Here is a 12,995-nt window from a genome sequence, read left to right as displayed (position 1 = left end):
CCCCGCGGCACCAGGGGGTGTCAGGTGAAGAGGATCAGGAAGGCGATCAGCAGGGCGAAGAGCGCCACGGCTTCCGTCAAGGCGAAGCCCAGGATGCCGATCGGGAAGACGGTGTCGCGGGCGCCGGGGTTGCGGGCCACGCTGCTGATCAGCGAGGAGAAGATGTTGCCGATGCCGAGGCCGACGCCGAAGAGGGCGATGACCGCGAGGCCGGCGCCGAGGGCCTTGAAGGCGCCGAGGTAGGCGACAGGATCGTTCATCGAGAAGTTCTCTTTCCTTGTCTCAAGGGGAAGGGGACGCGCTGTCTTTAGTGCAGGTGCACCGCGTCGTGGAGATAGATGCTGGTCAGGATCGCGAAGACATAGGCCTGCAGGAAGGCGACCAGCACCTCGAAGCCGATCAGCGCGACGTTGACCGCCATCGGCAGCAGCGCACCGAGGAAGCCCAGCGCACCAAAGGAGCCGATCAGCACGACGAAGGTGGCGAAGACCTTCAGCATCACGTGCCCCGCGACCATGTTCGCGAAGAGACGGATGGAGAGGCTGATCGGGCGGGACAGGTAGGAGACGATCTCGACCGGGATGATGATCGGCGCCAGCCAGAGCGGCGCGCCCTCGGGGAAGAAGTAGCCGAAGAACTTCCGGCCATGCAGGACCAGGGCGATGATCGTCGTGGTCAGGAACACCAGGACCGCGAGGCCGAAGGTCACCGCGATGTGGCTGGTATAGGTGAAGGCATAGGGGAACAGGCCCAGCATGTTCCCGAACAGGATGAACATGAACAGTGCGAAGACGAAGGGGAAGTAGCGGCGCCCCTCCTGTCCGACCTGCCCGATCACGAGCCCTTCCACGAATTCGTAGAAGATCTCCGCCAGCGCCTGCAGCCGCCCCGGCACGACCGCGCGGCGGCGCATCCCGAACAGCATCAGGGCGGAGATCAGGCCGACCGCGAGCAGCATATGGGCGGTGGACTGGGTGAACCCGACAGCGCGGCCGACAGGCCCCAGCACGGGGATGAGCTCGAACTGGCTCAGCGCGTCGATCGTCTTGCCTTCAGTCGCCAAGGCCCTGCCCTCATTCAGCGGTCGCGCCCACGCCCCGGGGAAAGAACGCGGTAAAGATTCAGCACCCCGGCGGCGCCGCCCACAAGGAAGAAGACCAGCAGAAGCCAGGGGGACGTGCCGAACCACCGGTCCAGCGCCATGCCGATCACGGTGCCGACAATCAGGGCCGAGACCAGCTCGGCACCGATCCGCAGCCCCAGACCCCACACGCCTGCCGGCAGCCCTCCCTTTCCCTTTTCAGGGTCGGGATCCAGGCCCTGCTGGGCCCGGGCTTTCCGCAAGCGGTCGTCGAAGTCGCCGTGCTTTACCACCCTCGCTCCCTGCGGGCCTAACCCCCGGAAGGCAATGGGCTCGTAAGGAACCGTTCACACGGTGTCAAGCTGAGACGAAACCGCCGGACTGCCGCTCCCACAAGCGCGCATAGGCTCCGCCGCGGCCCAATAATTGCGCATGCGTGCCCATCTCCGCGATGCGCCCGTGTTCCAGCACGACCAGACGATCGAGCCGCGCGATGGTGGACAACCGATGCGCGATGGCGATCACAGTCTTGCCCTGCATCAACCGCTCCAGCTGTTCCTGGATCGCCGCCTCCACCTCCGAATCGAGCGCGCTCGTCGCCTCGTCCAGCACCAGGATCGGCGCATCCTTCAGCAGCACGCGCGCGATGGCGATGCGCTGCCGCTGCCCGCCGGACAGCTTCACGCCGCGCTCGCCGACATGGGCGTCGTAGCCGGTGCGGCCGCGCCAGTCCTCCAGCCGCGCGATGAAGCCATCCGCCTGGGCCTGCCGTGCCGCCGCCGTGACCGCCGCGTCATCCGCATCGGGGCGGCCATAGCGGATGTTGTCGCCGACCGAGCGGTGCAGCAGCGCGGTGTCCTGTGTCACCACGCCGATGGCTGAGCGCAGCGACTCGGCTGTCACCGCGGTAATGTCCTGTCCATCGATCAGGATGCGCCCCGAATCGGGCTCGAAGAACCGCAGCAGCAGGTTGATGGCCGTGGTCTTGCCGGCGCCGGAATGGCCGATCAGCCCGATCCGCTCGCCCGGCGCGATGGTCAGGTCGAAGCCGTCCAGCACCGCCTGCCCTTCCCGCCCATAGCCGAAGCGGACCTTATCGAACCGCACCTCGCCGCGCGTGACGACGAGCTCCTTCGCCTCCGGCGGATCGGGCGCGGTAGGCGGCACGGCGATGGAGGCCATGCCCTCCTGCACCACGCCGATATTCTCGAAGATCGAGGAGACGTTGAAGGCGACCCAGCCGGAGATGTTCACGATCTGCCAGGCCATGGGCAGCGCCGTGGCCACGACGCCGAGCCCGATCTCGCCCCGCGTCCAGAGCCAGATCGACAGCGCCGCCATTCCCGTCATCAGCAGCGCGTTCAGCGAGGACAGCAACAGCCCGTTCAGCGTGACGATGCGGGTCTGGCGCTGGAAGCGGTCGGTGAGCTGGTTCAGCCCCTCGCCCACGAAGTCGTCCTCGTCCCGCGCCCGGGCGAAGAGCTTCACGGTCAGGATGTTGGTGTAGCTGTCCACCACCCGCCCGGTGAGCAGCGAGCGCGCCTCCGAGGCCCGCCGCGCCCGTTCCCGCAGCCGCGGCACCACGAGGCGGAGCTGCACCACGTAGAGGCAGAACCACAGCAGAACCGGCAGCGCCAGCCGCCAGTCCGCCGAGACCAGCCAGAGCACCGCCCCGCTGGCATAGACCAGGATGTACCAGACGGCATTGACGCCGGAGACGATGCTCTCGCGCAGCGCCGGCCCCGCCTGCATCACCCGCGTGGCGATTCGGCCCGAGAAATCCTCCTGGAAGAAGGCCCAGCCCTGCCGCACCACATGCCAGTGCGCCTGCCAGCGGATCATCCCGGTGAAGCCCGGCACCACCGCCTGCTGCACCACGAGGTTCTGCATCAGGATGGAGGCCGGCCGCACCAGCACCATCACCAGCGCCATGCCGAGCAGCGGCCCCCAGGCCTCGGCGAAGAGCCGCTCCGGCGGATGGGCCTGCAGCAGCGAGATCACCCGGCCGATGAAGATCGGGATCAGCGCGTCCAGCAGCGCCACCCACATCCCCATCACGAAAAGCAGCAGGAAGACGAGCTTCGCCTGCCTGGCATAGTGCCAGTAGAATCCCAGCAGCGAGGGCGGCAGCGCCCCCTCCGGCACCGGCACGCCCAGGAAGCGCGCGGCCTTCTCCCCCGGATTCGCGGCCGGGTTCACCAGGCTTTCGAAGAAGCGGAACATCGCGGGAACAGGACGCCCGCGCGGGGAGTCGGGTCAACGCACAAGGCGTTCATGTTCCCCAGGGGTGCCTGTGGCCCGGGCGGGAAGGCGCCGCCCTCCCCAGGCGCCTGAAGCGCAACGACCGTTCAGGCCGTCGCCTGGGCCACCATCTCCACCGCTCGCGACAGGTCCACGCTGAGCAGGCGGGACACGCCGCGCTCCTGCATGGTGACGCCGTAGAGCCGGTGCATGCGGGCCATGGTCAGCGGGTGGTGCGTGACCACCAGGAAGCGGGTGCCCCCTTCCGCCATCGCGTCCAGCAACCCGCAGAGGCGCTCGACATTGGCGTCGTCCAGGGGGGCGTCCACCTCGTCCAGCACGCAGACCGGGGCGGGCTGGCACCTGAACACGGCGAAGATCAGGGACAGCGCGGTCAGCGCCTGCTCACCGCCCGAGAGCAGCGAGAGGGCGGCCAGCCTCTTGCCCGGCGGCTCGGCGAAGAGTTCCAGGCCGGCCTCCAGGATATCCTCCGACCCGACCAGGGCCAGATGCGCCCGCCCGCCGCCGAAGAGCCGGGTGAAGAGCGCCTGGAACTCCGCGTTCACCTTGTCGAAGACGGCGCGCAGCCGCTCCCGCGCCTCGCGGTTCAGGTGGCCGACCGAGCCGCGCAGCTTGTGGATCGCGGTGGCGATGCTGTCGCGCTCGGCATCCAGCCCGGCGAGGCGTGCCTCGATCTCCGCCACCTCGCCCTCGGCGCGCAGGTTGACCGGACCCATCTCCTCGCGCTCCCGCGCCAGGCGCTCGGCCTTGCGGCGGGCGCGCTCCTCGGCGGCTTCGGACAGGTCCTCGGGTGCCTCGGGCAGCGCCGCCTCGGGGCCCAGCCGCTCCGCGATTCGGGCCATCAGGGCGCGGGCGGCGTCCTCGGCCCGCTGCACGGCGGCATCGGCGGCGAGACGGGCCTCGCGGGCGGCGGCATGGAAGGCTTCGGTGCGGTGCCGGGCCTCGGCCGTGTCACGCACCGCCTGCTCCGCCTCGGCCAGCTTGCGGGCGGCCCCGGCATGGGCGGCTTCGGCCTCGGCCAGGATGCGGGCGGAGGCCTCGCGGCGGGAACCGGCGGCTTCCGGCGCCTCGGCGGCCTCGCGGCAGAGGCGGCGGGCCTCCTCGGCGCGACGCTCCAGCTCGGCGAGGCGATGGCCCGCCTCGGCGGCGCGATCCGACCAGCCGGCGCGCTCGGCGCCCAGGGCCTCGCGCCGGGCGCCGATCCGCGCGGCCTCGGCGTGCAGCGCGGCCGCCGCCTCGCGCAGACGGGCCTCCGTGCCGCGCGCCTCGGCCAAGGTGGCGCGGGCGGCCTCCAATGCGGCGCGGGCGGTCTCCACCGGCACCTCGCCGGCGCGTCCCGCGATCTCCAGCGCCGCCTGAGCCTCCGCCTGCTCGGCCAGGGCGCGCTCGATCTCCGGCAGCAGCGCGGCGAGGCGGCTTTCCGCCCGCGCCGCATCGGCGGCCAGCCGGTCGCGGGCGGTGCGGGCGGCATCCAGGCTCAGCCCGGCCTCGCGCCGGGCGGCGCGGGCACCGGCCTCGGCGGCCCCGGCCCTGGTCTCGGCGGCACGGGCGGCGTCGCGGGTGCGGGCAGCCTCGCCGGCATCCGGCAAGGCGGCGAGCGCCGCTTCGGCCACCGACAGCGCGGCCTGGGCGGCGTCCAGCTCGGCGGCGGCCTGTTCCAGCCGCGGCGCCAGCGCGGCCTCGCGCCCGGCCACGGCGGCGGCCTCGGCGGAAAGACGGGATTCCCCGGCGCGCGCCCTGGCCAGCCGGGATTCGGCGGCGCGGCGCGCCTCGCGGCTGCCGTTCTCGCGGGCGATCGCCTCGCGCTCGGCCGCCTCGGCCACCAAACGGGCCTCCCGCGCACCGGCGGCCCGGTCCTGGGCGGTGGCGAAGTCGGATTTCAGCGCCCGCAGGCGGTTGCGGCGCTGGAGGCGGACCGCGGCGGCGCTCGGCGCCCCGGCGCGGACCGTGTAGCCATCCCAACGCCAGAGCCCGCCCTCGGCGGAGACCAGGATCTGCCCGGGAGCCAGCGCGGGTTGCAGCGCCGCCCCATCCGCCCCGTCCGGCAGCAGCCCGACCTGGGACAGCGCGCGGCGCAGCGAGGCCGGTGCCTCCATCAGACCGTCGAAGCCACGCACCCCGACCGGCAGAGACATGGAGCCCGAAAGCGGCGGCAGCTCGCGCCAATGGCGCGGCGCCCCGGAGCCGGCGGCGGCTTCCAGCGCCTCGCCCAGCGCGGCGCCCAGCGCCACTTCCAGGCCGGGCGGCACGGCGGTCGCGTCCAGCAGCGGCGTGTCGCCCTTGCCGGCCTCGGAGCGCAGCAGCGCCTCCAGCCCCTGCGCCTCCGCGGCGAGCAGCGCCTGCCCGGCCTCCGCCTCGCTGGCGGCCTCCCGGGCACGGGCCAGGGCAGCGCGGGCGGCCTCGCGGGCGGTCTCGGCCTCGCGCGCCGCCTCGGTGGTGGCGGCATGGGCGGCCTCGGCCCCGGCGAGTTCCTCCCGCGCGGCTTCCAGCACCCCTTCGGGCAGGCGGGCGGCGGCGATCCGCGCCTGCTCGGCGGCGAGCTGCTCCGAATCCCGGCGCGCCCGGTTCAGCCGCGCCAGGGCGGCGTCGCGGTCGCCCGTCGCGCGCTGCAGGGCGGCGGCGGCAGAATCGGCGCGAAGCCGGGCAGCGGCATGGGCCTCCTGCGCCGCGACGCGGGCGGCTTCGGCCTGCTCCAATGCGGCATCGGCGGCGGCACGCGCGGCCTCGGCCTCGGCGAGCCTCGTCTCGGCAGCCGGCAGCGCCTCGGGCGGCGGGATCACGGCCTCGGCCTCGCCGCGTTCGGATTCCAGCCGCGCCAGCGCCCCGGCGGCCCGGTTGGCGCGCGCCTCGGCGGCCTCGCGGGCGGCGCGGCGATGCGCCTCGTCCGCGGCGGCGGCGGCGGCTTCCTCGGCGGCGCGCTCGGCGGCGCGGCCGGCCTCGTCCAGCGCGGCGCGGGCCGCTCCGGCCTCCGCCTCGGCCGCTGCCAGCCGGGCGGGCATCGCCCCGGCCTCGGCCGCGAGCCCGGCCTCCTCGCCGCCCAGCCGGGCCAGCGCCTCGTCGGCGGCGCGGGCGGCCATGGCGGCGCGTTCCAGATCCTCCTGCACCTGCCGCAGCCGCGCCCCGGCGGCTTCCAGCGCGGCGCGGGCGCGGGATTCCTCGGCGGAAAGCCCCTCGGCCTCCACCCGGCGGCGTTCCAACAGCGTGCGGGCCAGGGCCTCGGCCTCGCGCGGCGCCGGCAGGGCGTTGGTGGCGGTATGGGCAGCCACGGCGGCACGCGCCGCTTCCGCCTCGGCCGCCTGCAAGGAGGCCTGGGCCTGGGCACGCTGGCCACGCGCCAGATGCAGCTCAGCCTCGCCGCGCCCGGCCAGGATGGCCAGCCACTCGGCCTCGGCCTCGCGCGTCAGGCCGGACAGGTTGCGGTAGCGCGCGGCCTGTTTCGCCTGCCTGCGCAGCCCCTCGCGCTGGCGCTCCAGCTGGGCGCGCAGGTCCTCGGCGCGGGACAGGTTGCCCTCCGCCTGGCGCAGCTTCAGCTCCGCCTCGTGGCGCCGGGCGCGCAGCCCGGCGATGCCGGCGGCCTCCTCCAGCACCTGGCGGCGGTCCTCGGGCCTGGCGCCGATCAGCGCCGCGACCTTGCCCTGGCTGACCATGCCGGAGGCGCGCGAGCCGGTGCCGAGATCGGCGAACATCGTCGCCACGTCGCGCCCGCGCACCTCGCGCCCGTTGATGCGGTAGCCGGTGCCCTCGCCGCGCTCGATGCGGCGGATGATCTCCAGCTCCGTCACCTCGGCATTCGGCGGCGGGGCGAGGCCGGCGGCATCCTCCAGCCAGAGCGCGACCTCGGCATGGGAGCGGGCGGCGCGGGTGCTGGTGCCGGCGAAGACCACGTCGTCCATCCCGGCGCCGCGCATGGCGCGGGCGTTGGATTCGCCCATGGCCCAGCGCAGCGCCTCCACGACATTGGACTTGCCGCAGCCGTTCGGGCCGACGATGCCGGTCAGGCCGGGCAGGACCTCGACCGTCTGCGCCTCGGCGAAGGATTTGAAGCCGGCGATGCGCAGGCGGGTGAGCGTGGCGGAACGCAGGGCACGCTCCGTCGCCTCGCTGTCCCGGGAAGAGGCGCGGGTGGTGCCGCCCTCCTCCCCGTCGCCCCCTTCATCGCCGGGCAGGGCGCGCGGCGAAATGGAGTCCATCCAGGAAACGATCCTTGATCTCTGGGACCTGTGGTCCGTCAGCCGGGCGTGGCCTGCTTCACCAGCTCGGCGAAGCGCTCGAAGGGAATCTCGCCCGGCACGGACTTGCCGTTGAAGACGAAGGTCGGCGTGCTGTTCACGTTGAACTCCTTCTCGCCCTGCTGCCGCATCTCCATGATGGCGCGCTGCAGGTTGCGGTCGTTCACGGCGGCGTCGAAATCGGCGCGCGACATGCCGGCCAGCGCGGCGATCTTGGCCACTTCGCCCAGGTTGTCGATGCCGCGCGCGAAGGCCCAGCGGTCCTGGTTGGCGAAGAGGGCGCTGACGAAGCCCTCGTAGCGGTCCACCGGCAGGGCGCGGGCGGCACAGGCGGCGGCGAGCGCCAGCTGGTCCAGCGGGAAGTCGCGCCACACCATGCGGGCCTTGCCAGGTTCGACCAGGTCGGCCTTCACCTTCGGCCAGACCTCGTTGTGGAAGCGGGCGCAATGCGGGCAGGTGAGGGAGAAATACTCGATCACCGTCACCGGGGCATCCGCCTTGCCCGCGCCGCGCTCGGCCATGCGCAGGTCCGGCGTCGCCGGGGCGGTGTTGGCGGGGGCACCAGCGGGGGCCGGCGTCTGGGCATGGGCCGGGCGGAGCGCCAGCAGGGCCGGCGTCCCCAGGGGGATACCGATGGCCGTGGCCGCGAGCATGCCGCGTCGGGAAATCGTCATGATGGATCGCTCCGCTTGCCGTCAGCGCTTCCGATAGACGCCCTGGGCCATTCTTTCCAGCGCCGCCCGGAGATCCGGATCCTGCACCCCTGCCAGGCGCTCGGCCAGCTCCCCCGGCAGGGCGGCCGGATCGCGCGGGGTGGCGGGCCGCGCCGCCCGCCCCGCCGGGGCCTGCTGCACGAAGCGCAGCGCCTCCACGGCGATGCTGCCCAGGGCGGCATTGATGCGGCCCATCAGCTGCGGGCCGAGATGCTGCAGCTCCATGGCCATGGGGCCGGAACAGGCGATGGTCAGCGTGCCGCGGGCGAGGCGCAGCGGCTGCGTCACGGCGGCGAGCTGCGGGCCGACGATGGCGGGCCAGTCCGAGATCAGGCTGGCCCCGGCGGGGCTGCGGCGGCGGAAGACCGGGCGGGTGATGGGCGGCAGGACGTTGCCCAGGGGACGCAGCCCGGCTTCCGGCCGGCGCGGCGCGAAGGGGCGGGCCGCTGGCCCGGCAGCGGCCTGGGGGGGCGCTCCCCCGGGGATGGCGGTGCCCGCCGGCGTGTTGCCTGGCTCCGCCTTCTGTCCCGCCGGCGGACGCGCCCTCGGAGCCGCTCCCATCTGGGCCACTCCCATCTGGGCCACTCCCTGCCCCGCCGCCTGCACAGCCTTGGGCTGACCATCCTTCACGCCCCGCCGGGCCGCCGGCTTAGCCCCCTCGGGGCTTGATCGTCGGCGCGTCCCACCCTCCTTTGCCACCCGATGCATCCCCCTGCCCCTGAACTTCTCGACTGGTACGACCGCCACCGGCGCAGCCTGCCCTGGCGTGGCGAGCGTGATCCATACCGCATCTGGCTCTCGGAGGTGATGCTGCAGCAGACCACCGTGGCCGCGGTCGGCCCGCGCTATGCCCGTTTCCTCGCCCGCTTCCCCGATGTCGAGGCCCTGGCCGCCGCGCCCTGGGAGGCGGTGGCGGCGGAATGGGCGGGCCTCGGCTATTATGCGCGGGCGCGCAACCTGCACGCGGCGGCCCGGGCGGTGGCGGCGCGCGGCGGCTTTCCGGACACCGAGTCCGGCCTGCGTGCCCTGCCCGGCATCGGCGCCTATACCTCGGCCGCCGTGGCCGCCATCGCCTTCGACCGCCCCACCGTGCCGGTGGACGGCAACGTGGAGCGTGTGGCGGCCCGGCTCTTCGACATCCGCGACCCGCTGCCCGCGGCCCGGTCCCGCCTCGCCAGCCTGGCCCGCGCCTTCATGGAGCAGCCCGCCGCCCGCGCACGACCGGGGGACTTCGCCCAGGCGCTGTTCGACCTGGGCGCCACGATCTGCACCCCGCGCCGCCCGGCCTGCGCCCTCTGCCCCTGGCGCGGGCATTGCGCCGCCCAGGCCGCCGGGGTGCAGGACAGCCTGCCGGTCAAGGCGCCGAAACCGGTGCGGGGGCTGCGCCAGGGCATGCATTTCCTGCTGCGCGACGGCGGCGGGCGCCTGCTGCTGCGGCACCGCCCGCCGCAGGGGCTGCTGGGCGGCATGCCCGAGATCCCCGGCACGCCCTGGCGCGAGGGGGAGGCCTGGAGCGAGGCCGAGGCCCTGCCCCACGCACCGCCGCTCGCCGCCGAATGGCGCCTGCTGCCCGGCGTGGCCCGGCACGGCTTCACCCATCTGGAGCTGGAGATGCGCCTGCTCTCGGCGCGGCTGGCCGCCTCGCCCCCGGCGCCGGAGGGATTCTTCTGGCTGGCGGAGGAGGAGGCGCGGCGTGCCTTGCCCAGTGCCATGGGGCGGCTGCTGGCCCTGGAAAGCCTGGCCGCCGCCATTACCGCCCCGGCTTCGGCCCCGATCGCGGCTCCGCTTGCGGGCGAGGCCCCGGCCGTGGCATCCAGGGCGGTCCCGGCCCGGGGGCGCCCGCGCGGCGCCGCCGGGACCGGGCTCCCGAAACGCCGGACGAAATCATGAACGCTCTTCTGACCCAGGCCCGGTCGCGCGGCGGCCTTCTCTCCTTCGCCCGCTTCCTGGGCCTCGCCCTGATCGGCTCTGGCATCCTGGCCGCCTCGGCGCAGGTCACCGTGCCGATGTGGCCGGTGCCGGCGACGCTGCAGTCGCTCGCGGTGCTGCTGCTCGGCGCCCTCGGCGGCTCCCGCCTCGGCGCCGCCAGCGTGGCGCTCTACCTTGCCGAGGGCGCGATGGGCCTGCCGGTCTTCGCCGGCGGCGCCACCGGCCTCACCACCTTCGCCGGGCCGACTGCCGGCTACCTGCTGGGCTTCCTGCCCGCCGCCTGGATCGCCGGGCAGGCTTCCGGCTCCTGGCTGCGCGGCGCCCTGGTGCTGACCGTGGCGCATCTCGCGCTCTTCGTGCCGGGCGTCGCCTGGCTGGCCGGCTTCGCCGGCTGGGAGAAGGCGCTGATGGCCGGCTTCGTGCTGTTCATCCCCGGCACGCTGGTGAAGACCGGCCTCGCCTTCGCGGCGCTGCGGCTCGCCCGCCGCCAGGGCTGACCGCCACGGAACGGCCTCGTCCGGGAGCGTGCATCCGCGCTCCGGACCGGGGCATTCGCGGTGAACGGATGGGAACCGGGAATGCCCCGGGCTTCCGCAAGGGCGCCGGGCAGGGAGATGTTGCCCGGCGCCCCATACGGACCGGATGTGGGCCCGTCCACATCCGGCCGGGCCGCGCGCCCGGGGAGGGGAGCGCGGCCTGCCGCCCCGGGATGGAGTTCCTCCACCCCGGGGCGATCCTGCGGCGCCGGCCTGACCGCGCCCGCGGCCACCCGGCGCCCGTGATCCGAGGCGCCGTCAGCCCGGCAGGCGTTCCCGCACCAGCGCCATCAGCCCGCCCACATCCGGCACCTGCGCCGCCGCCCCGGGCGGGATCTCGACGCCGAAGGCGTCCTCCAGGTCCATCAGCAGGTTCACATGCGCGACCGAATCCCAGCCGGCCACGTCGGCGGCGGCCAGCCCCGCGTGGAAGGCGCCGCGGAAGCCCGGGAAGGCCCGGCGCAGCACCGCCTCGAAGCGCGCGGCGAGATCGGCCTCCGCGGTTCCAGCCATCATCGCGTTCCTCTCATGGCGCGCCCTCGCCGCCGGCCTGCAGGAAGGCCGCACGGTTGAGCGCGCGGCTGATCTTGCCGCTGGTGGTCTTGCGCAAGGCGCCGGGGGGCAGGCGTCCGACATGCACCGGGTTGACGGCGAAGCGCTCGCCCAGCACGGCGCGCACCGCGCGACCGGTGGCCACCTCGTCCTCCGGCACGCCGTCCGCCGCCTCGTAGAGCACCACGATCTGGTCGCTGCCGATGCGCTCGTCGGGGATGGAGAAGACCACCGCGCGCCCCGGCTTGATCGCCGGCACGGCGGCCAGCGCCGCCTCCAGGTCCGGCGCCACCAGGTTGCGGCCGCGATAGATCAGCACGTCGTCGAGGCGGCCCAGCACATAGAGCTCGCCGTCATGGAGGAAGCCGAGATCGCGCGTGCGCAGCCAGCCATCGGCGAAGCGCTCCTCGCTCAGCGCCGGCTCGCCGTAATAGCCGTCGAAGAGGCAGTCGGAAACGATCAGGATCTCGCCCAGATCGTTGCCGGCATCCCCCACCGGCAGGAAGCGCAGCGCGCAGCCCTCGATCGGCCTGCCGCTCGACACCAGTTCCACCGCGCCCGGCATGCCGGGCAGGACGGGCACGACATGCCCGGCATCGAGCGCCGCACGGTCCAGCAGCAGGCGCGCCGGACCCGCGGGGCGCGATGCCCCATCCTCCCGTCGCGGGCGCAGCGGGCTCTGCGTCACGGCGAAGACGTTCTCGGCCAGGGCGTAGCAGGTGTGCAGCGCCTTCGGCGACAGGCCATGCGGGGCGAAGGCGTCGAGGAAACGGTCCATCGAGGCGGCGCGGCAGACTTCCGAGCAGTTGACCACCGCGCGCAGGCCGGACAGGTCCAGCGCCGCGCCGCGCAGCCGCCGCGCCGCGCCCGCCAGGTGATCGAAGGCGAAGTTTGGCAGCCAGAGCAGCGTGGCGCACTCCGCTTCCGCGAGGCGCAGGACCGAGAGAGGATCGGCCAGCCATTCGAAGGGATCAAGCGCCAGCACCGGCATGGCCGCGACGAAGGGCAGCACGGTGCAGGCGATCAGCCCCATGTCGTGATAGAGCGGCAGCCAGCTCGCCACCTTGTCGCCCGGCTGCAGGTCCAGCGCCGCGCCATAGGCCTCGGCCTGCCGCACCAGCGCGTCATAGCCGAGCATCACGCCCTTCTTCAGCCCGGTCGTGCCGGAGGAATGCTGCAGCAGCGCCAGGTCCCCCGCCACCGGCTGCGGCACGGGCCGCCGCGCGGTGTGGTCGTCCAGCGCCGAGAGCGCGCCGAAATCCAGCGCCGGCACGCCGGTCTCGCCCAGCGCATCGATCGCGGCACCGAGGCCGCAGACCAGCCCGGGCCGGATGCGCGCCACCAGTATGCGGTGCGCCTCGCGCCAATGGGCGGCATCCTGCTTCGCGGTGGGCGGCGGCATCACCGAGGGCACGGCCCCCAGGAACTGCGCCGCGAAGAAGCTGACATAGAGGTCCGCACGCGTGTCGGAGAAGATCAGCACCACCTGCCCCGGCCGTAGCCCGGCGCGGCGCAGCGCCACCATCCGCGCGGCGATGCGCCGGCCCAGCTCGGCGAAGCCCAGCGCCTCCGTCCCGGAAGCGCGGTGGAGCAGCAGCGCCGTTTCCCCGGGGCTTTCGTCCAGCGCCAGGAGGAAGCCGGCGAAGTAGAGGGCCCGTGGGGAATCCGCCACCGCCTGCGGGTCGGGTGACAT

At 74.0% G+C, this 12,995-nt stretch carries 11 protein-coding genes; 2 read left to right on the top strand and 9 right to left on the bottom strand.

What is annotated here, in order from left to right; translation table 11 throughout:
• Positions 1 to 20: 20 nt before the first annotated feature.
• From CTJ15_RS21625 to CTJ15_RS21595, 7 genes are all read right to left on the bottom strand, one after another.
• Positions 21 to 260, bottom strand: coding sequence for an ATP synthase subunit C family protein (locus CTJ15_RS21625; RefSeq protein WP_019459606.1), 240 nt, complete (start codon positions 258 to 260; stop codon positions 21 to 23).
• Positions 261 to 307: 47 nt separating this feature from the next.
• On the bottom strand, positions 308 to 1,063 hold the full coding sequence (locus CTJ15_RS21620) for a F0F1 ATP synthase subunit A (protein ID WP_019459605.1): 756 nt from the start codon (positions 1,061 to 1,063) through the stop codon (positions 308 to 310).
• A 14-nt stretch (positions 1,064 to 1,077) separates the two neighbouring features.
• Positions 1,078 to 1,272, bottom strand: a complete 195-nt coding sequence (locus CTJ15_RS21615) for an AtpZ/AtpI family protein (protein WP_019459604.1) — start codon at positions 1,270 to 1,272, stop codon at positions 1,078 to 1,080.
• Positions 1,273 to 1,438: 166 nt separating this feature from the next.
• Complete coding sequence (locus CTJ15_RS21610; protein ID WP_099781994.1) at positions 1,439 to 3,304, bottom strand: ABC transporter ATP-binding protein; 1,866 nt, start codon at positions 3,302 to 3,304, stop codon at positions 1,439 to 1,441.
• A 125-nt stretch (positions 3,305 to 3,429) separates the two neighbouring features.
• Positions 3,430 to 7,533, bottom strand: coding sequence for a chromosome segregation SMC family protein (locus CTJ15_RS21605; RefSeq protein ID WP_099781993.1), 4,104 nt, complete (start codon positions 7,531 to 7,533; stop codon positions 3,430 to 3,432).
• Positions 7,534 to 7,571: 38 nt separating this feature from the next.
• Positions 7,572 to 8,246: a thioredoxin domain-containing protein gene (locus CTJ15_RS21600; protein ID WP_099781992.1), complete on the bottom strand. Its 675-nt coding sequence runs from the start codon at positions 8,244 to 8,246 to the stop codon at positions 7,572 to 7,574.
• Positions 8,247 to 8,267: 21 nt separating this feature from the next.
• Complete coding sequence (locus tag CTJ15_RS21595; protein WP_085977418.1) at positions 8,268 to 8,846, bottom strand: DUF721 domain-containing protein; 579 nt, start codon at positions 8,844 to 8,846, stop codon at positions 8,268 to 8,270.
• A 141-nt stretch (positions 8,847 to 8,987) separates the two neighbouring features.
• On the opposite strand from CTJ15_RS21595, the gene CTJ15_RS25185 reads away from it, so the two are divergent.
• Both CTJ15_RS25185 and CTJ15_RS21585 read left to right on the top strand, forming a co-directional pair.
• Positions 8,988 to 10,175 carry an A/G-specific adenine glycosylase gene (locus CTJ15_RS25185; protein ID WP_099781991.1) on the top strand — a complete coding sequence of 396 codons (1,188 nt, stop codon included), beginning with the start codon at positions 8,988 to 8,990 and terminating at the stop codon, positions 10,173 to 10,175.
• Positions 10,172 to 10,711 (top strand): biotin transporter BioY, encoded by a 540-nt coding sequence (locus CTJ15_RS21585; protein ID WP_099781990.1) that lies wholly within the window; start codon positions 10,172 to 10,174, stop codon positions 10,709 to 10,711. Before CTJ15_RS25185 ends, CTJ15_RS21585 begins: the two co-directional genes overlap by 4 nt.
• 297 nt (positions 10,712 to 11,008) lie before the next feature.
• Here the strand turns inward: CTJ15_RS21585 and CTJ15_RS21580 are convergent, their stop codons facing one another.
• Positions 11,009 to 11,263: an acyl carrier protein gene (locus tag CTJ15_RS21580; RefSeq protein ID WP_126281935.1), complete on the bottom strand. Its 255-nt coding sequence runs from the start codon at positions 11,261 to 11,263 to the stop codon at positions 11,009 to 11,011.
• Between the two features lie 13 nt (positions 11,264 to 11,276).
• Positions 11,277 to 12,995, bottom strand: a complete 1,719-nt coding sequence (locus tag CTJ15_RS21575; protein ID WP_019461933.1) for an AMP-binding protein — start codon at positions 12,993 to 12,995, stop codon at positions 11,277 to 11,279.

This window comes from Roseomonas sp. FDAARGOS_362 (assembly GCF_002754815.1).
GTDB lineage: Bacteria > Pseudomonadota > Alphaproteobacteria > Acetobacterales > Acetobacteraceae > Roseomonas > Roseomonas mucosa.
Note: the sequence above shows the minus strand (reverse complement) of the source record. Positions and strands in the feature narration are given on the sequence as shown.

Bases quoted from the DNA above. Each gene is read 5' to 3' on its own strand.
- CTJ15_RS21585 (WP_099781990.1), top strand. From the start codon at position 10,172: ATGAACGCTCTTCTGACCCAGGCCCGGTCGCGCGGCGGCCTTCTCTCC.
- CTJ15_RS25185 (WP_099781991.1), top strand. From the start codon at position 8,988: ATGCATCCCCCTGCCCCTGAACTTCTCGACTGGTACGACCGCCACCGG.
- CTJ15_RS21580 (WP_126281935.1), bottom strand. From the start codon at position 11,263: ATGGCTGGAACCGCGGAGGCCGATCTCGCCGCGCGCTTCGAGGCGGTG.
- CTJ15_RS21600 (WP_099781992.1), bottom strand. From the start codon at position 8,246: ATGACGATTTCCCGACGCGGCATGCTCGCGGCCACGGCCATCGGTATC.
- CTJ15_RS21610 (WP_099781994.1), bottom strand. From the start codon at position 3,304: ATGTTCCGCTTCTTCGAAAGCCTGGTGAACCCGGCCGCGAATCCGGGG.
- CTJ15_RS21595 (WP_085977418.1), bottom strand. From the start codon at position 8,846: ATGGGAGCGGCTCCGAGGGCGCGTCCGCCGGCGGGACAGAAGGCGGAG.
- CTJ15_RS21605 (WP_099781993.1), bottom strand. From the start codon at position 7,533: ATGGACTCCATTTCGCCGCGCGCCCTGCCCGGCGATGAAGGGGGCGAC.
- CTJ15_RS21575 (WP_019461933.1), bottom strand. From the start codon at position 12,995: ATGTCACCCGACCCGCAGGCGGTGGCGGATTCCCCACGGGCCCTCTAC.
- CTJ15_RS21625 (WP_019459606.1), bottom strand. From the start codon at position 260: ATGAACGATCCTGTCGCCTACCTCGGCGCCTTCAAGGCCCTCGGCGCC.